Source organism: Thauera carbonicopians (assembly GCF_025699485.1).
In the GTDB taxonomy this organism is placed as follows: domain Bacteria; phylum Pseudomonadota; class Gammaproteobacteria; order Burkholderiales; family Rhodocyclaceae; genus Thauera.
In genome coordinates, this window is the sequence record NZ_JANUXN010000002.1 from 35239 (window position 1) to 52741 (window position 17503).

General features: G+C 66.7%; 16 protein-coding genes. 5 read left to right on the forward strand and 11 right to left on the reverse strand.

Annotation, left to right across the window (positions count from 1 at the left end; translation table 11 throughout):
* Positions 1 to 65: 65 nt before the first annotated feature.
* From NX068_RS02710 to NX068_RS02720, 3 genes are read left to right on the forward strand one after another with little or no spacing between them, the layout of a single operon-like run.
* Positions 66 to 2828, forward strand: coding sequence for a cation-transporting P-type ATPase (locus NX068_RS02710; RefSeq protein WP_263459762.1), 2763 nt, complete (start codon positions 66 to 68; stop codon positions 2826 to 2828).
* Positions 2825 to 3754, forward strand: coding sequence for a 4a-hydroxytetrahydrobiopterin dehydratase (locus tag NX068_RS02715; RefSeq protein ID WP_263459763.1), 930 nt, complete (start codon positions 2825 to 2827; stop codon positions 3752 to 3754). The genes NX068_RS02710 and NX068_RS02715 overlap by 4 nt, the downstream gene beginning before the upstream one ends.
* Positions 3755 to 3764: 10 nt before the next feature.
* On the forward strand, positions 3765 to 4256 hold the full coding sequence (locus NX068_RS02720; protein ID WP_263459764.1) for a Fur family transcriptional regulator: 492 nt from the start codon (positions 3765 to 3767) through the stop codon (positions 4254 to 4256).
* Here the strand turns inward: NX068_RS02720 and NX068_RS02725 are convergent.
* Entirely contained in the window at positions 4243 to 5445 is a 1203-nt protein-coding gene (locus NX068_RS02725; protein WP_263459765.1) for an acetyltransferase domain-containing protein, read from the reverse strand. The genes NX068_RS02720 and NX068_RS02725 overlap by 14 nt on opposite strands.
* 150 nt (positions 5446 to 5595) lie before the next feature.
* Here NX068_RS02725 and pepN point away from each other — a divergent pair, with 150 nt between their 5' ends.
* Entirely contained in the window at positions 5596 to 8286 is a 2691-nt protein-coding gene (pepN, locus tag NX068_RS02730; RefSeq protein WP_263459766.1) for an aminopeptidase N, read from the forward strand.
* 69 nt (positions 8287 to 8355) lie between these two features.
* On the opposite strand, the gene NX068_RS02735 is transcribed toward pepN, so the two are convergent.
* From NX068_RS02735 to NX068_RS02780, 10 genes are all read right to left on the reverse strand, one after another.
* Entirely contained in the window at positions 8356 to 8802 is a 447-nt protein-coding gene (locus NX068_RS02735) for a CBS domain-containing protein (protein WP_263459767.1), read from the reverse strand.
* Positions 8803 to 8916: 114 nt separating this feature from the next.
* Positions 8917 to 9744 (reverse strand): pantoate--beta-alanine ligase, encoded by an 828-nt coding sequence (gene panC / locus NX068_RS02740; RefSeq protein ID WP_263459768.1) that lies wholly within the window; start codon positions 9742 to 9744, stop codon positions 8917 to 8919.
* Between the two features lie 69 nt (positions 9745 to 9813).
* A complete protein-coding gene (gene panB / locus NX068_RS02745; RefSeq protein ID WP_263459769.1) occupies positions 9814 to 10629 on the reverse strand; it encodes a 3-methyl-2-oxobutanoate hydroxymethyltransferase in 816 nt (271 codons plus the stop codon).
* Between the two features lie 83 nt (positions 10630 to 10712).
* Complete coding sequence (locus NX068_RS02750) at positions 10713 to 11351, reverse strand: deoxynucleoside kinase (RefSeq protein WP_263459770.1); 639 nt, start codon at positions 11349 to 11351, stop codon at positions 10713 to 10715.
* A 35-nt stretch (positions 11352 to 11386) separates the two neighbouring features.
* Positions 11387 to 11770: a DMT family protein gene (locus tag NX068_RS02755; protein ID WP_263459771.1), complete on the reverse strand. Its 384-nt coding sequence runs from the start codon at positions 11768 to 11770 to the stop codon at positions 11387 to 11389.
* Positions 11771 to 11832: 62 nt separating this feature from the next.
* Positions 11833 to 12318, reverse strand: a complete 486-nt coding sequence (gene folK / locus NX068_RS02760; protein WP_263459772.1) for a 2-amino-4-hydroxy-6-hydroxymethyldihydropteridine diphosphokinase — start codon at positions 12316 to 12318, stop codon at positions 11833 to 11835.
* 13 nt (positions 12319 to 12331) lie between these two features.
* Positions 12332 to 13690, reverse strand: coding sequence for a polynucleotide adenylyltransferase PcnB (gene pcnB, locus NX068_RS02765; RefSeq protein ID WP_263459773.1), 1359 nt, complete (start codon positions 13688 to 13690; stop codon positions 12332 to 12334).
* Between the two features lie 70 nt (positions 13691 to 13760).
* Positions 13761 to 14423, reverse strand: coding sequence for a histidinol-phosphatase (locus NX068_RS02770; RefSeq protein ID WP_263459774.1), 663 nt, complete (start codon positions 14421 to 14423; stop codon positions 13761 to 13763).
* 40 nt (positions 14424 to 14463) lie between these two features.
* Positions 14464 to 15156 carry a DnaA regulatory inactivator Hda gene (gene hda / locus NX068_RS02775; protein ID WP_263459775.1) on the reverse strand — a complete coding sequence of 231 codons (693 nt, stop codon included), beginning with the start codon at positions 15154 to 15156 and terminating at the stop codon, positions 14464 to 14466.
* A gap of 10 nt (positions 15157 to 15166) precedes the next feature.
* A complete protein-coding gene (locus NX068_RS02780) occupies positions 15167 to 16279 on the reverse strand; it encodes an AI-2E family transporter (RefSeq protein ID WP_263459776.1) in 1113 nt (370 codons plus the stop codon).
* A 151-nt stretch (positions 16280 to 16430) separates the two neighbouring features.
* Here NX068_RS02780 and purM point away from each other — a divergent pair, with 151 nt between their 5' ends.
* A complete protein-coding gene (gene purM, locus NX068_RS02785) occupies positions 16431 to 17489 on the forward strand; it encodes a phosphoribosylformylglycinamidine cyclo-ligase (protein WP_263459777.1) in 1059 nt (352 codons plus the stop codon).
* Positions 17490 to 17503: the final 14 nt, after the last annotated feature.

Below are 17503 nucleotides of genomic sequence, written 5' to 3' on the forward strand. Positions count from 1 at the left end.
TATGCGATCCACTTCGTGGCGTGGGATGCCCGCTTGACAGGCGGGTAGCTCCGTCCTGGCAAATCATGTCGTCCGCACCTTCTTCCTCAGCGCCCGTTTCATCTTTCGAACTCGTATCCGATCCTCACGCCCGAGCGGCGGATGACTGTCTGGCCGCGCTCGGCGTCGACCGTGACGCTGGGCTGGACGCCGCCGAGGCCGCGGCGCGGCTGGTGCGGCACGGTCCCAACACGCTGCCCGAACCGCCGCGCAACGGCCCGTTGAAGCGCTTCCTGCTGCAGTTCCACAACGTCCTCATCTACGTATTGCTGGCGGCCGGCGTGATCACGCTGCTGCTCGGCCATCACGTCGATTCGGGCGTGATCTTCGGTGTCGTGCTGATCAACGCCGTCATCGGCTTCCTGCAGGAGGGCAAGGCCGAGCGCGCGCTCGACGCCATCCGCGACATGCTGTCGCCCCATGCCCAGGTCCTGCGTGACGGCCGGCGGCAGGAAGTGGATGCCGCCGAGCTGGTGCCGGGTGATCTGGTCTTCCTCGCCTCGGGCGACAAGGTGCCAGCCGACCTGCGCCTGATCGAGGCCCGCAGCCTGCGCATCGAAGAAGCGGTGCTGACCGGCGAGGCGCTGGCGGTGGAGAAGTCGCCCGAGCCGGTCGCCGCCGACGCCAGCCTCGGCGACCGCCGCTCGATGGCTTATTCGGGCACGCTCGTCACCTACGGCCAGGGCTGCGGCGTGGTCGTCGCCACCGGTGCCGGCAGCGAGATCGGCCGCATCAGCGCCATGCTCCAGTCGGTCGAATCGATGACCACGCCCTTGCTGCGGCAGATGGCGGGTTTCAGCACGATGCTGACCTGGGTGGTGCTGGCCATCGCGCTCGCTGCCTTTGCTTTCGGTACCCTGCTGCGCGGCTATGCGCCGGGCGAGATGTTCCTGGCCGCGGTCAGCCTGGCCGTGGCGGCGATCCCGGAAGGGCTGCCGGCGGTCATGACGATCACGCTCGCCATCGGCGTGCAGCGCATGGCGCGGCGGCGCGCCATCATCCGCCGCCTGCCGGCGGTCGAGGCGCTCGGCTCGGTCACCGTCATCTGCTCCGACAAGACCGGCACGCTGACGCGCAACGAAATGACGGTGCAGCGCGTCATCACCGCCGAAGGCAATCTGGACGTCAGCGGCGTCGGTTATGCGCCGCATGGCGGTTTCGAGCACGACGGACGTGAATTGCTGCCCAAAGAGGCACCCTTGCTTGCCCGGATCGGCCGTGCCGCGCTGTTGTGCAACGATGCCGAACTGAACCTCGACGGCGATTCCTGGCAGATGGTCGGCGACCCCACCGAAGGCGCGCTGGTCACGCTGGCGCTGAAGGCCGGCATCGATCCCCATCGGCAGCACGAAGAACTGCCGCGCGACGACCTCATTCCTTTCGAATCCGAGCACCGCTTCATGGCCACGCTGCACCACGACCAGTGCGGCGAAACCTGGATCATGCTGAAAGGCGCGCCGGAGCGGGTGCTGTCGATGTGTGCCACTTGCGCCGGCCTCGATGGCCAACCGCTGCCGCTGGACGCCGATGTCTGGCAGCAGCGTATGGACGTGGCCGCTACCCGCGGCATGCGCCTGCTGGCGGTGGCCGAACGGCAGGTGCCGGGCCGGTTGAACAGCTTGTGCTTCGACGACGTGGAGCAGAGCGGCTTCGCGCTGCTGGCGGTGCTCGGCATCACCGACCCGCCGCGAGACGAAGCCGTGCGCGCGGTGCAGGCCTGTCTCGGTGCGGGCATCCGGGTCAAGATGATCACCGGCGACCATGCCGCCACCGCACGCGCCATCGGCCAGCAGCTCGGCCTCGCGCAGGAAGTCCGCGCCCTCACCGGCACCGAGATCGAAGGCATGGACGATAGGGCGCTGGCCCGTGCCGTGCAGCAAACGGAAATCTTCGCCCGCGCCAGCCCTGAGCACAAACTGCGCCTGGTGCAGGCCATGCAGGCCAACGGCGAAGTGGTGGCGATGACCGGCGACGGCGTCAATGATGCGCCTGCGCTGAAGCGCGCCGACGTCGGCGTCGCAATGGGCCAGAAAGGCACCGAAGCCGCCAAGGAGGCGGCGGAAATGGTGCTCGCCGACGACAACTTCGCCTCGGTCGCGGCCGCGGTCGAGGAAGGAAGAACGGTCTACGACAACCTGAAGAAAGCCGTCGCCTACATCCTGCCCACCAACATCGGCCAGGCCGGCATCGTCTTCTTCGCCGTGCTGTTCGGTCTGACGATGCCGATCACGCCGGCGCAGATCCTGTGGGTCAACATGATCACCGCGGTCACGCTGGCGCTGGCGCTCGCTTTCGAGGACGCCGAGCCCGACATCATGCAGCGCCGCCCGCGTGACCCGCGCGAGCCCTTGTTGACGCGCTTCCTGATGTGGCGCATCGTCTTCGTCGGCCTGCTGCTGGTGGCCGGCGGTATGGGGCTGTTCCTGTGGGAACTGCAACAAGGCGCCAGCCTCGCCGCCGCCCGCACTGCGGCAGTCAACGCCGTGCTGATAGGCGAAGTGTTCTACCTCTTCAACATGCGCAGCCTGACCGGTTCGGTGCTGAGCCGCGCCGGTTTCTTCGGCAACCGCTACGTGCTGTGGGCCATCGGCCTGCTGCTGGTCTGCCAGGTGCCGTTCACCTACCTGCCGGCGATGCAGGCGCTGTTCGGCACCGAAGGGTTGGGGCTGGATGCGTGGTTGCGGATTCTCGGTTTCGGGGTGGCGGTGCTGCTGCTGGTGGAAGTGGAGAAGGCGGTGGTGCGGGGGTGGGAAGCCCGACATGCATCGCAAGGAGCGAGCGGTTCATGAGTAAGCCGACCAAGGCCATCGCCAGCGGAGAAAACTCAGTGCAGCCATTTACCTTCTTTATCAGCTACCGGCGCCAGGACACCGCTCCAATCGCCCTTTTGTTGAAGAGCGAAATAGAGAAGCGCCTGCAGTTCGTCCGTGTATCGGTCGACGTCGAAGAGATGGCGCCGGGTGACCGATTCCCGGACCGCCTGCGGAGTTTGATCGACGGTGCCCATGCGACGATCGCCCTTATCGGAAAGCACTGGATGCCCGGGAGTGAGATGTCTCGAGGGAGTCCGGCTGTGCCGGACTGGGTCGTTGAAGAGTTGATCCATTCGCGAACGGCTCCGATCGGCTTGCCTGAAGCGGATCGTTTCGGCCTTGAAGAGCGTGCAATCATTCCGCTTTTTGCCGATTGCGAAAGAGGTTTTCACAGGTTTGAGCTTCGACCCGAGCTTGCCTTCCTGGCCGATCTCCATTCCGAATACATCGATTATGCAGGGTGGCCGTCTGCAATCGGCCCGCTTCTGGACAGGCTTGCGGTCAAGCTTTCACTGAAGAAGCGGCCTGATGCGGACAGCTATCCAAAGCCTGATCTCGCAAAGGCACGTACTCAACCGCTTTCGGATGTAGAGCTTGCTCAGACTCTCCGCTATGACGATTTCGAGGGATGGTATATCGACAATTTCGGAAATGCGGAAGTCAGGTATTTGGTCAAGACGTTCAAGTTTCCCCACTTCGACCAGGCCGCCGAGTTCATGGCGCTGGTTTCCGAGCACTGCAAGGTCCTGGATCATCATCCCGAGTGGCGCAACGTCTTCAACCATGTCATGGTGTCGCTCACCACATGGGATGCACATCGACGCGTGACCATTTACGACTTGAATTTGGCGCTTTATATGAACATGGCCGCAAAGACCATGGCAAAGAAGCCTCCCCGGTGATCTGCACATCTTGAGTTTCTCGAACCCCTGTGACCGCAAAATCCAGGGCGCCAATTATCTGTTCCTTGCTATGCGCTGGCAGCCCGTCGTCCTCGCTGCGACAATGACACCCATGGAACGCTCAACCCGCCAACGCCATTCGATCCGCAGTGCCCTGGCCGATGCCGGACGGCCGCTGCTTCCCGCCGAAATCCTGCAGGCAGCCCAAGCCGAAGTACCGGCGTTGGGATTGGCCACCGTCTACCGCAACCTCAAGCAATTGGCCGAGGCAGGGGAGATCCAGGCGGTTGAACTCCCCGGCGAGCCGTCCCGCTACGAACTGGCGGGGCACAAGCATCACCATCATTTCCGCTGCAACAATTGCAATCGCGTGTTCGACGTCCACGCCTGTCCCGGCGACATGCAGAAGCTGGCGCCCCAGGGCTTCGTCGTGGACGGCCACGAGTTGACCCTGTACGGCGTCTGCCGCGACTGCGGCACGTCGTCGGTCAAAGATACTTGAGCCAGGCGAGGTCGCGGCGACGGGCCTTGAAGGCTGCGAAGGCCTTGACCACGGGGTAGAGGACCACCGCCAGCACCACGGTGCACAGCCAGACTCCGCCCATGCCGTCGAAGCCGAAGTATTCGCCCTGGTTGTTGCCCCAGATCGCCTGTGCGCCCAGGTACAGGAACTTCAGCACGTACAGGTGCAGCACGTAGAAGAACATCGGTGCGGCGCCGAACACCGCCAGCGGCTTCAGCCAGGCCGCGCCGGGTTGGCGGTCGAAGGCGCGCAGCGCCAGCAGGCCGATGCCGAGCGTGAGCGCGACGAACAGCAGCGAGGGCGGGTACTTGGTGATGTTGACGAAGCTCATCAGCGTCTGCAGCGCGGTATCGCCGGCAATCCAGGGCTTGTCGCCATAGACGTTGATCGTGCGCAGCACGACGAAGCCAACCAGCAGGCCGATTCCCCAGTTCAGCAGGCGGCGCTGGCGCAGTGCTGCGTCCGAGCCTGCCGCGAACCACGGTCCGGCGGCATAACCCAGCGCGATCACGCCGATCCAGGGCAGCAGCGGGTAGGAGGTGCGCAGGCGCAGCGCTTCGGATACTTCGATCCAGCCGCGGTCGTGCAGCACGGCCCAGGGGATGTGCATCGGGTGGCCGACGGCGAAGTGCAGGCCGTCCAGCAGGTTGTGGCCGGCCACCAGCACGATGCCGATGGCGATCAATAGCCGGCGCGGCAGCCACAGCAGCGCTGCCAGCGCAATCATCGACAGGCCGATGACCCAGATCACCTGCAGGAACACCTTGGCCGGCGGGAACTGGAAGGTCCACGCGAAGTTGATCACGGTGATCTCCAGCAGCATCAGGAACAGCCCGCGCTTGAACAGGAAGGCCGCTGCCGCGGCGCGGCCGTCGCCGCCGTGGCGGCTGCCGTACAGGAAGGCCGACAGCCCGGTCAGGAAGACGAACACCGGTGCGCAGATGTGCGCCAGCAATCGGCTGAAGAACAGCTCGGGCGGCGTGTCGGCGACCACCATCGGGTCCGGCACCTGGTGGTGCAGGTAGAAGGTTTCGCGGACGTGATCGAGCAGCATGAAGGCGATCACCAGGCCGCGCAGCGCGTCGATGGCGCCGAGCCGGGTGGTTGTGGTGGAGGGGATGGCTGGGGCGGCCGCAGCTGCCGCTGTTGTGCTTGCAAGCGTCGTCATGGGGGTTAAATGATATTGATAATTTGTTATCAATAATAGCACGGCCCTGCCTGTGGGCAATCAAGGTGCTGCGACTCTTCCATGTTCTTCGCCAGCCCCTGCAGTAAACTCCCGCTTTTCCGCGCCCCTCGCGCGGAAGCTGGAGAAGCCATGAGAACAGAACACGCCCCAACGATTCAGCGCGCCGACTATCGGCCGCTGTCCTGGACGGTCGAGACCGTCGATCTGCATTTTTCCCTCGATCCCGACGCCACCGTCGTCACCAACCGCATGGTGTGCGTGCGCAACCGCGATGCGGAGGTCGGGCCGATTCGGCTGTGGGGCGAGGATCTCGAGCGGCTGTCGCTGACCGTCGATGGCCAGGCGCCGCGCGGTTTGCGCGAGCAGGGCACGCTGATCGAGATCGACGCCGACGGCGAGCGCGTGGTGGTCGAGGTCAAGACCCGCATCGACCCCAGGGCCAACACCACGCTGTCGGGGCTCTACCTGTCCAATGGCGGCTTCTTCACCCAGTGCGAGGCCGAGGGTTTCCGCCGCATCACCTGTTTCCCCGACCGTCCGGACGTGATGGCGCGCTTCACGGTGACGCTGGAAGCCGACCGCAGCGCATGCCCGGTGCTGCTGTCCAACGGCAACCTGATCGAGCAGGGCGAGTTGCCGGACGGCCGCCACTATGCGCGCTGGGAAGACCCCTTCCCGAAGCCGTCTTACCTGTTCGCGCTGGTCGCCGCCGATCTGGTGGTGCTGGAGCGCAAGGAGCGGACGATGTCCGGCCGCGAGGTGCTGCTGCAGGTGTGGGTGGAGGAGGGCAACCTCGACCGCTGCCAGCACGCGATGGATTCGCTGGTGCATTCGATGCGCTGGGACGAGGAGACCTTCGGCCTGGAGCTCGACCTCGACCGCTTCATGATCGTCGCCGTGGCCGACTTCAACATGGGGGCGATGGAGAACAAGGGGCTGAACATCTTCAACACCAAGTTCGTGCTCGCCAAGCCGGACACCGCCACCGACGTCGACTACGAGAACGTCGAGAGCGTGGTGGCGCACGAATATTTCCACAACTGGACCGGCAACCGCGTCACCTGCCGCGACTGGTTCCAGCTCACGCTGAAGGAAGGGCTGACGGTGTTCCGCGACCAGCAGTTCTCGGCCGACATGCTGGGAAACATGGCAAATGAGGCAGCCGGCCCGGCAGCCGCGGCCTCGGCGCGGGCGGTCAAGCGCATCGACGATGTGCGGGTGCTGCGCGCGGCGCAGTTCCCCGAGGATGCCGGGCCGATGGCGCATCCGATCCGCCCGGACAGCTACCAGGAGATCAACAACTTCTACACCGCGACGGTGTATGAGAAGGGCGCCGAAGTCATCCGCATGCTGCACACCCTGCTGGGGCAGGAGGGCTTCCGCAACGGCATGGACCTGTATTTCAGCTATCACGACGGCCAGGCGGTGACCTGCGACGACTTCGTCGAAGTGATGTCGGAGGCGAACAACGGCTTCGACCTCGACCAGTTCATGCGCTGGTACGGCCAGGCCGGCACGCCGCGGCTCGAGGCCGGCGGCGAATGGAATGCGGCCGAGGGCAGCTACACGCTGACGCTGGCCCAATCCACCCCGGTGACGCCGGGCCAGCACGCCAAGCTGCCGCTGGTGATCCCGGTCGCGGTCGGCCTGATCGGCCCGGACGGGCGCGACCGCCCGCTGCGGCTCGAAGGCGAGGCGCAGGCCGGTGCGAGCACGCGCGTGCTGCAACTGACCGATGCCGAGCAGTCTTTCCGCTTCGTCGGCCTCGATGCCGAGCCGGTGCCCTCGCTGCTGCGTGGCTTCTCCGCGCCGGTGATCCTCGAACTGGACGAGGACGATGCGCGCCTGGCTTTCCGCATGGCGCACGATGCCGACCCCTTCAACCGCTGGGACGCGGCGCAGCGCTATGCCGAGCGCATCGTGCTGGCGATGGCGGCCGATGCGGCGATGGCCGTGCCCGAAGCCTTTGTCGCCGCCTTCCGCACGCTGCTCGAAGACGGTGCGCTCGACCCCGCTTTCCGTGCCCAGGCGTTGGCACTGCCGGGCGAAGCCTATCTGCTCGAACGCATGGCGCCCGCCGATCCGCAGGCGCTCCGGGCAGCGCTGGTCAGGCTGATGCGCACGCTGGGCGAGCGCCTGGCGGGCAACTGGCTGGCCTTGTTCGACGCGATGCAGGTGCCGGGCGAGTATCGCTACCATCCCGGCGATGCCGGCCGCCGCGCGCTGGCGAATCTGGCGCTGCGCTACCTGACTGCTGCCGGCAATGCCGAAGGGCTGGTCAAGGCGCAGGCACGCTTCGACGCCGCGACCAACATGACCGAACGCTTCGGCGCCCTGGCTGCGCTGGTGCAGAGCTCGCATCCGGCGCGCGAGGCCGCGCTGGACGCCTTCCAGGCCCGCTACCGCGACGATGCGCTGGTGCTCGACAAGTGGTTCGCGCTGCAGGCCGGCGCCTGGCGCTGGGACGACGCGGCAGCGCCGGCATTGGATCGCGTGCGCGTCTTGATGGCCGATCCGGCCTTCAGCCTGTCGAACCCGAACAAGGTCTATGCGCTGCTGGGCACCTACTTCCGTGCCAATCCGGGCGAGTTCCACGCCGCCGACGGCAGCGGCCACGCGTTCTGGGCCGAGCAGGTGATCGCGCTGGACGCGAAGAACCCGCAGGTCGCGTCACGCATGGCGCGCGCGCTGGAAAGCTGGCGCCGCTTCACGCCGGCGCTGCAGGCGAGCATTCGTGCCCAGCTCGAAAGAGTGCTGGCGAGCGAAGGCCTGTCGCCGGACGTGGCCGAGGTGGTCGGCAAGGCGCTGGGCGGCGACTGAGGCCGCTTTCCTTGCGCGGAAACGAAAAACGCCGGGCGGGTCCCGGCGTTTTTCATCGCTGTTGCAGCCTCATTCGGCGGCGAGGTCGCCCGCGATGTAGCTTTCGAGCTGGCGGATCGTGGCCTGCTGCTGCTGGACGACCGACTTGACCATGTCGCCGATGGTGACGACACCCATGATCTTGCCCTGATAGACCACCGGCAGGTGGCGGAAGCGGTTCTCGGTCATCGTGTGCATGACTTCGTCGACCGTATTGGTGGGCGTGACGGTGCAGGGATTCGGCGTCATCAGATCGCCGACGCGGATGTCGCGCGACACCAGACCCTTCAGCACGACTTTGCGGGCGTAGTCGCGTTCGGTGAAGATGCCCACCAGGCGCTCGCCTTCGGTGACCAGGACACAGCCGATGTCGAACTGCGCCATCAGCGACAGGGCGTCGAACACCGAGTCGGCCGGACTCACCGCATGGAAAGCGCTGCCTTTCTGCTCAAGAATCTGATTTACGGTCGTCGCCATTGTTTCTCTCCCTCCTTAAGTTGTCGCGCCACGAGGCCGCTGGCTGCGGCCGATGTTTATGAGTATAGGGTGGTTCGGGCCGTAGTGAAGCACCAACCCCGATGCGCGCCGGTTTCAGATCTCCAGATTGTCGATCAGCCGGGTGCGGCCCAGCTTGGCCGCTGCCAGCACGACGAGCGGATCGTCCATGTGGATCGGCGGCTGCAGGTCGGCGCGGCGGCGCACGGCCACGTAGTCGGGCTGCCAGCCGGCGGCGGCCAGTTCGTCCATGGCGTCGGTCTCGAGCTTCAGCAGGTCGTGGTCGCCGGCGCGCACGGCGTCGCGGATGCGGCTCAGCAGGCGGTACAGCAGCGTCGCGCGGGCGCGCTCGTCCTCGCTCAGGTAGCCGTTGCGCGAGGACAGCGCCAGGCCGTCGTCGGCACGCACGGTGTCGCCCGGCAGCACTTCGACCGGCAGAGCCAGTTCGCGCACCATGTTGCTCAGCACCATCAACTGCTGGTAGTCCTTCTTGCCGAACAGGGCGATGTCGGGCTGCACGATGTTGAGCAGCTTGAGCACCACGGTGGCGACGCCGCGGAAGTGCCCGGGGCGGAATTCGCCTTCAAGGATCGAGACCTGGGCCGGCGCCGGATCGACGTGGTAGCGCTGCGGCTGCGGATACATCTCGGCCTCGTCCGGCGCGAAGACGTGCTTGACGCCGACCGCGGCGAGCTTCTCGCAGTCGGCGGCGAGGGTGCGGGGATAGTGGTCGAAGTCTTCCCCGGCACCGAACTGCAGGCGATTGACGAAGACGCTGGCGATCACGCAGTCGGCCTTTTCGGCGGCCTGGCGCATCAGCGTGATGTGGCCTTCGTGCAGGTTGCCCATGGTGGGAACGAGGGCGACCTTGCCGGCGGTGGCGCGGGCGGCACGCAGCCCGGCGATGGTGTGATGGATCTGCATGTCGAAACCTGGAGTGGTTGGCAACTACGGGTTGGCGAGGGCGCGTCGGCGACGGTGTGCCGGGTGCTCTCAGTAGCAGTGTTCGGCAGCGGGGAAGCTGCCGTCGCGCACTGCGGCCACATAGCGCGCGACCGCATCCTCGATGCTGCTCGCGCCTTCCATGAAGTTGCGCACGAAGCGGGCGGTCTTGCCGGGGAAGATGCCGAGCATGTCGTGCAGCACCAGCACCTGGCCGTCGCAGGACGGCCCGGCGCCGATGCCGATGGTGGCCATCGTGCGCAGGCTGGTCGTGATGTCGGCGGCGAGCGTGGCCGGCACCATTTCGATGACGACCAGCGAGGCGCCGGCCTGTTCCAGCGCCAGTGCGTCGGCCTTCATGCGGGCCGCGCCTTCGTCGCCGCGGCCCTGCACGCGGTAGCCGCCGAGCTGATGCACCGATTGCGGCGTCAGGCCGATGTGGGCGCATACCGGCACGCCGCGCTCGACCAGGAAGCGCACGGTTTCGGCCATGTACTCGCCGCCTTCGATCTTGACCATCTGCGCGCCTGCGGCCATCAGGCGGGCGGCGTTGCGCATCGCCTGCTCCGGGCTCTCGTGACAGGAGCCGAAGGGCATGTCGGTGACCACCAGTGGGCGGGCATTGGCACGCGCCACGCACTCGGTGTGGTAGGCCATCTGCTCGAGGGTGACCGGCAGCGTCGATTTCTGGCCCTGCAGCACGTTGCCGAGCGAGTCGCCGATCAGCACGACATCGACGCCGGCGCGGCCGAGCAGCGCGGCGAAGCTGGCGTCGTAGCCGGTCAGCATGACGATCTTGCGGCCTTCGGCGCGCATCTTGCCGAGTTCGAACAGGGTGACGGGCTTCTGGTCCTGGAGATAGCTCATTCATCGCTCCTGATGGGAGGGCGGAGTTTTCCACCAAACTGGTGCATTGCACAAGTTCATTACGCCAAATTAAGGATCGGGGTTTACCCGGCGTAACCGAAGAATTCGCGGTAACCGCGCATGTCGCGCAGGCGGGTGAGCAGCAGCTCGAAGTCGTCGTCGTGGTCGACCGGATTCAGTTTACCGGCATCGACGATGAACAGCGGTGCCGCATCGTACTGGTAGAAATAGCGCGTGTAGCGGTCGGCGACCTGCTGCAGATAGGCTTCGGTGATGCGCCGCTCGGCGTCGAGCCCGCGCTTGTGCACGCGCTCCATCAGCGTGTCGGCGCTGGCCTGCAGGTAGATCACTAGATCGGGCTGGGGCGTCACCGCGGGTTTCACGCTGTCGTGGATGCGCTGGTGCAGCGCCAACTCCTCGGGGCTGAGGTTCTGCTCGGCGAACAGCCTGTCCTTGTCGAGGATGAAGTCCGATACCACGCGCCGCTCTTCCGAGATCGGGCCGAGTGCGGCCAACTGGTCGATGCGCTGGAACAGGAAGGACAGCTGTGTTGCCATCGCCCAGCGCTCGGGCTGCTGGTAGAAGCGCGCCAGAAAGGGGTTGAGCTCGGCCTGCTCGAACAGGGTGTCGGCCTGCAGCCGCTCGGCGAGGCGCTTTGCCAGCGAAGTCTTGCCGGCGCCGATCGGGCCTTCGACGACGATGTAGTGTGCTTTGTCGAGCATGAGCGTGCCGGCCTGGCCCTGTATCAGTGGTGGAATCAGCTGCGGAAGATGAAATAAACCGCGCCAAGCATACACAACGCAGCCCAGAGATAGTCAAGCTTGAGCGGCTGCTTCATGTACAGCACGACGAAGGGGACGAACACCAGCAGGGTGATCACTTCCTGCATGATCTTGAGCTGGGCGAGATTCAGCGCGGTGGCGCCGATGCGGTTGGCCGGCACCTGCAGCAGGTATTCGAACAGCGCGATGCTCCAGCTCACCAGCGCCGCCAGATACCAGGCCTTGCCCTGCATGTTCTTCAGGTGGCCATACCAGGCGAAGGTCATGAACACGTTGGAGGCGGTCAGCAGCAGGGCGGTCTGCAGCCAGACGGGGTTGGCGGTGAAAGCCGTGGCGGCGAGTTGGAGCCAGGTGGGCATGATGGGCTCGGATTCGAGGAGCGGAGGCGCGAAAGGAAAGGCTTCGGTGGTGGGGGCAGGGCTCAGGCGCGTGCGATGGCCTGATCGGCAACGCCCGGCAGCAGATCGGCAGCCCGGCCGTGGCCCGGAATACAGGCCTCGGGTGCGATCTCGGCCAGCGGCACCAGCGTGAAGGCGCGCAGGTGCATGCGCGGATGCGGTACCTGCAGGCCGGGTTCGTCGATGACCGCGTCGCCGTGCAGCAGCAGGTCCAGATCCATGGTGCGCGGCGCCATGTGGCCATCGCGCCGGCGGCCGCCTTCGTGCTCGATCGCCAGCAGGGCGTCGAGCAGCGGGCGTGCGGCGAGCGTGGTCGACAGCTCGATCACGGCGTTGATGTAGTCGGGCTGGCCTTCGACGCCGACGGGGGCGCTGCGGTACAGCGACGACCGTGCCGCGATCCGGGTGCCGGGCAGCCCCGCCAGGCGCTGCAGCGCCAGCGCGAAGGCTGCGGCGGGGTCGCCGAGATTGGCGCCGAAGGCGACGAAGGCGCGCACGGGGGGCTGCATCGGAGGCAGGGTTTCAGGTGGCTTCGGAGGCAGAGGCGGTCGATGCGCCGGCCGGCTTGCGGCGCTTGCGGCGACGCTTCCTGGCCGCCGGGACGTCGTCGGCCGGTGCCTGCCGGATCAGCTCTTCGCGGGCGTCGTGGCCGGCATGGGCGAAGCGGTCCCACCAGTCGACGATCTCCATCGGGATTTCGTCGGCCTGCGCGCGCAGGCGCAGGAAGTCCCAGCCGGCGCGGTAGCGCGGCTGCTCGATGAGGCGGTAGGGCGTCTTGCCGGCGCGCTTGTCGAAGCGCGGCTGCAGCGCCCAGATGTCCTTGATGTCGCCGACGATGCGGCGGGTGATGGCGAGCTTGCGGGCCTGGGCGTCGAGCACCTCGTCCATCGCTTCGAACAGCGCCGGCTGCGAGTGTTCGCCGGCGGCCTTCTTCTTTTCCCACGCGGCCAGCACTTCGTGCCACAGCAAGGTGGCGAACAGGAAGCCGGGCGACACCGACTTGCCCTGGCGCACGCGCTCGTCGGTGTTTTCCAGCGACAGCCAGACGAAGCGCTCGCCCATCGGCTGTTCGAGGATTACGTCGAGCAGCGGCAGCAGGCCGTGGTGCAGGCCTTCCTCGCGCAACTGCTGCAGGCACCCGACTGCGTAGCCCGAGAACAGCAGCTTCAGCATCTCGTCGAACAGGCGCGCGGCGGGGACGTTCTCCAGCAGCACCGCCATGTCGCGGATCGGGTGGCGCGCGGCGGGGTCGATCGTCAGCCCGAGCTTGGCGCCGAGGCGCACCGCGCGCAGCATCCGCACCGGGTCTTCGCGGTAGCGGGTGCGCGGATCGCCGATCATGCGCAGCGTCTTCTGCTGGATGTCGGCGACACCGTGGTGGTAGTCGACGATGGTCTCGCTGGCAGGGTCGTAGTACAGCGCGTTGACGGTGAAGTCGCGCCGGGTGGCGTCCTCTTCCTGGTTGCCGTAGACGTTGTCGCGCAGCACGCGGCCGTGCTCGTCGGTCTCGGCCGATTCGGCGTCCTGGCTGGCGCGGAAGGTGGAGACCTCGATGGTTTCCGGCCCGCTCATCACATGCACGATCTTGAAACGGCGGCCGATGATGCGCGAACGGCGGAAGGCGGCACGCACTTCCTCGGGCGTGGCGCTGGTGGCGACGTCGTAGTCCTTGGGCGGCTGGCCGATCAGCAGGTCGCGCACCGCGCCGCCGACGACAAAGGCCTTGTAGCCCTTTTCCTGCAATACGGCGCAGACCTTGCGCGCGGCGGGGGAGAGTTGTTCGCGCCGAATGCCGTGGCGTTCGACCGGAATCAGCGCGGGTTCGTGGCGGGCGGATTGCGCCGGGCGCTTGAAAACCTTGCGCAGCAGCTTGCGGATCATCGGGAAAGGCGTCGTTCTTGCATGAACCGGCAATGATAACCGATCGCCCGCGGCGAGCGCGCTTCGTCCATCAGCGCAGCGACAGCACCGGCCAGCCCTGCTGTCCGGCGTGGGCGCGCAAGGTGTCGTCGGGATCGACCGCGACCGGGTCGGAGACGTGCTTCAGCAGCGGCAGGTCGTTGTGCGAGTCGCTGTAGAACCAGCTGCGCCCGAAGCCGCCGACGTAGAGGCCGAGCGATTCCAGCCAGGCGTCTACGCGGGCGATCTTGCCGGCCTGGAAAGCCGGCGTGCCGCGCGCCTTGCCGGTGAAGGCGCCGTTTTCCTGTGCCGGGACGGTGGCGACGAGATGGGCGATGCCGAACTCGCGCACGATCGGGCCGGTGACGAAGGCATTGGTGGCGGTGACGACGGCGACCAGCGCACCTTCGTCCAGGTGCTGCCGTACCAGCGCGCGTGCCTTGGCGGTGATCATCGGCTTCACCGATGTTTCCATGAACTCGCGGTGCCAGGTATCGAGTTCGGTCCGCGAATGGCGCGCCAGCGGGGCGAGCTGGAAGTCGAGGAAGGCGTCGATGTCGAGCGTGCCGGCCTTGTAGTGCTCGTAGAACTCGATGTTCTTCGCTTCCTGCACTTCGCGGTCGAGCACGCCCTTTTCGATCAGGAACTGTGCCCAGGCGAAGTCGGAATCCCCGGCGAGCAGGGTGTTGTCGAGGTCGAAGAGGGCGAGATTCACGTTTGAGGTTCCAGTGGGAGGGGGGAAATGAGGGTTGAAATCAGATTTCCAGCCCTTGCTGCATCATCTCGCGCAGCAGGGGCAGGGTGATCGGGCGCTTGCGTTCGAGCGAGGCGGCGTCGAGGGCGTCGAGCACGGCCAGCAGGCTGGGCAGTTCGCGGCGGCCGTGGCGCAGCAGGAAGTCGACCACCTCGTCGGCCAGCCGCAGGCCGCGGCGTTCGGCCAGGGTGGCGAGGATGGTGGCGCGCGAGGCGTCGTCGAGCGGCTGTACTTCGTAGATCAGGCTCTGGCCGATGCGGGTGCGCAGATCCTCGCGCAGGCCCAGCCCGAGCGGTGCGGCGGGGCCGGCCAGCAGCAGCGACTGGCCGTTGCCGCGGCTGCGGTTGAAGGCGTTGAACAGCGCGATCTGCGCGTCGGATGCCAGGCGGTCGATGTCGTCCACCGCGACCAGCGCATCGGCAGTCTCGGGCAAGGCGTCATCGACGTCTTCGGCGGCGAGGATGTGGGTCGGGCGGCCGGCCTCCCGCGCCAGCGCCACGCTGGCGCGCAGCAGATGGCTGCGGCCGCTGCCTGGTGCGCCCCAGACATAGACGTGGCGTGCCGGCAGTTGCCGCGCGGTCGATGCCGAGGCCAGCAGCGACACCGCCGCCACCAGCTCGGCGTTGGCGCCGACGACGAAGTTTTCCAGCGTCGGCGGCACATCGGGGCGGATGTCGAGGACGAGTTGCTTCATGGCCTGGCGATCAATGCCGATCGTGGTTCACATCCTGCGTGATCACCGGCTGTACCCGCGTGCCGAGATAGACCGGGCTGGCGAACCAGGCGTTGCGCACTTCGCGCAGGCCGACCAGCAGCGCCGCGCTGACCGGCAGCGCCACCAGCACGCCGACGAAGCCGAACAGCTGGCCGAAAGCCATCAGCGCGAAGATCACCGCCAGCGGATGCAGGCCGATGCGCTCGCCGACCAGGTAGGGCGTCAGCACGAAGCTTTCGATCACCTGGCCCAGCCCATACACGATGCCGACGCCGATCAGCAGCGGCCAGCCTTCGGCCTGCAGCAGTGCGGCGAGGATGGCGAGGATCAGGCCGCCGCCGTAGCCGACGTAGGGAATGAATACCAGCAGGCCGGTCAGCACGCCCACCGGCAGCCAGAAGTTCAGCCCGGCGAGCCACAGCCCGATGCTGTAGAACACCGCCAGCAGCAGCATCACCGACAGCTGGCCGCGCAGGAACTCCGACATCACCGAATCGATGTCGTTGATGATCGCCATCGTCCGCTCCAGCCACGGCCGCGGCACGATGCGCTGCAGTTCGGTCAGCAGGCGCGGCCATTCCTGCAGCAGGTAGAACATCACCAGCGGGATCAGGAACAGGTTGGCGATGAAGGCGATCACCGCCATGCCGCCGGTCTTGAGGTGGCCGAGCACGATCGGCACCAGGTCTTGCGCGTTGCTCCAGTTGTCGGCGATCAACTGGCGCAACTGGGCGGCGTCGAGCTGCAGGTCGATGCCCAGCCGTGCCTGCAGCAGCGGCGATACCTGGGCGTTGAACATATCGACCAGGTCGGGCAGGCGGTTCACCAGTTGGACCCCCTCGCGATAGACCATCGGCACCAGAATCAGCGCCAGCGCCACGATCATCAGGCCCAGTGCGACGATCACCAGCAGTACCGCCAGCGCGCGCGGCACGCGGCGCGCCACCATCCAGTTGACCGCCGGGTCGCAGATGTAGGCGAACACCGCGCCGATCACGAAGGGGGCGAGGATGGGGCCCAGCAGCCAGAACAGACCGACCAGAGCGATGGCGGTGGCGGTCCAGGCAAGGGCTTGCAGGCGATAGGCGCGGGGCTGGGTCATTTCGAGTAAAATCGCGGGCTTGGCGCGGGGGCATGCCACCCGCGAAACACATAAATGTAGCCACTTGGCGTTGCAGCCTCAAGCACGGGCCGCGGCCAGGGGCGCCAGCCGGGCACCGCCCCGGCATTTCCGCCAGTCCAGAGGAACGATCTTGAGCGCACCCACCTCCTCCAACCAAGCCTCCCTCTCCTACCGCGATGCCGGCGTGGACATCGAAGCGGGCGACGCCCTGGTCGACCGCATCAAGCCGCTGGCCAAGCGCACCATGCGCCCCGAGGTGATGGGCGGCATCGGCGGCTTCGGCGCGCTGTTCGAGCTGTCGAAGAAGTACAAGGAGCCGGTGCTGGTGTCCGGCACCGACGGCGTCGGCACCAAGCTCAAGCTCGCCTTCCAGTTGAACAAACACGATACCGTCGGCCAGGATCTGGTGGCGATGAGCGTCAACGACATCCTGGTGCAGGGCGCCGAGCCGCTGTTCTTCCTCGACTACTTCGCCTGCGGCAAGCTCGACGTCGACACCGCCGCCGACGTGGTCAAGGGCATCGCCCAGGGCTGCGAACTGGCCGGCTGCGCGCTGATCGGCGGTGAAACCGCCGAAATGCCCGGCATGTACCCGGCGGGCGAATACGACCTCGCCGGCTTCGCCGTCGGTGCGGTCGAGAAGGCCGACATCATCGACGGCAGCCGCATCGTGCCGGGCGATGTCGTACTCGGCCTGGCTTCCAGCGGCGCCCACTCCAACGGCTACTCGCTGATCCGCAAGATCATCGAAGTCGCCAAGCCCGACCTCGACGCCGACTTCCACGGCCGCAAGCTGCGCGACGTGGTCATGGAACCCACCCGCATCTACGTCAAGCCGCTGCTGGCGCTGATGCAGGGCAAGCCCGGCGTGGTCAAGGGCATGGCCCACATCACCGGCGGCGGCATCACCGAGAACGTGCCGCGCATCCTGGGCGACGAACTCACCGCCCGCATCGACGCCGCCGGCTGGACGCTGCCGCCGCTGTTCCAGTGGCTGCAGAAGGAAGGCAACGTCGACATGCAGGAGATGTACCGCGTGTTCAACTGCGGCATCGGCATGGCGGTGGTGGTGTCGGCCGCCGACGCCGACGCGGCCGAAGCTGCGCTGAAGGCAGCGGGCGAAACCGTCCATCGCATCGGTCGCATCGACGCGCGCAAGGACGGAGAAGCGCAGACCATCGTCGGCTGAATCCGGCGGGGTTC

Bases quoted from the DNA above. Each gene is read 5' to 3' on its own strand.
- NX068_RS02710 (WP_263459762.1), top strand. From the start codon at position 66: ATGTCGTCCGCACCTTCTTCCTCAGCGCCCGTTTCATCTTTCGAACTC.
- NX068_RS02715 (WP_263459763.1), top strand. From the start codon at position 2,825: ATGAGTAAGCCGACCAAGGCCATCGCCAGCGGAGAAAACTCAGTGCAG.
- NX068_RS02725 (WP_263459765.1), bottom strand. From the start codon at position 5,445: ATGACGACGCTTGCAAGCACAACAGCGGCAGCTGCGGCCGCCCCAGCC.
- pepN (WP_263459766.1), top strand. From the start codon at position 5,596: ATGAGAACAGAACACGCCCCAACGATTCAGCGCGCCGACTATCGGCCG.
- NX068_RS02735 (WP_263459767.1), bottom strand. From the start codon at position 8,802: ATGGCGACGACCGTAAATCAGATTCTTGAGCAGAAAGGCAGCGCTTTC.
- panC (WP_263459768.1), bottom strand. From the start codon at position 9,744: ATGCAGATCCATCACACCATCGCCGGGCTGCGTGCCGCCCGCGCCACC.
- panB (WP_263459769.1), bottom strand. From the start codon at position 10,629: ATGAGCTATCTCCAGGACCAGAAGCCCGTCACCCTGTTCGAACTCGGC.
- NX068_RS02750 (WP_263459770.1), bottom strand. From the start codon at position 11,351: ATGCTCGACAAAGCACACTACATCGTCGTCGAAGGCCCGATCGGCGCC.
- NX068_RS02755 (WP_263459771.1), bottom strand. From the start codon at position 11,770: ATGCCCACCTGGCTCCAACTCGCCGCCACGGCTTTCACCGCCAACCCC.
- folK (WP_263459772.1), bottom strand. From the start codon at position 12,318: ATGCAGCCCCCCGTGCGCGCCTTCGTCGCCTTCGGCGCCAATCTCGGC.
- pcnB (WP_263459773.1), bottom strand. From the start codon at position 13,690: ATGATCCGCAAGCTGCTGCGCAAGGTTTTCAAGCGCCCGGCGCAATCC.
- hda (WP_263459775.1), bottom strand. From the start codon at position 15,156: ATGAAGCAACTCGTCCTCGACATCCGCCCCGATGTGCCGCCGACGCTG.
- NX068_RS02780 (WP_263459776.1), bottom strand. From the start codon at position 16,279: ATGACCCAGCCCCGCGCCTATCGCCTGCAAGCCCTTGCCTGGACCGCC.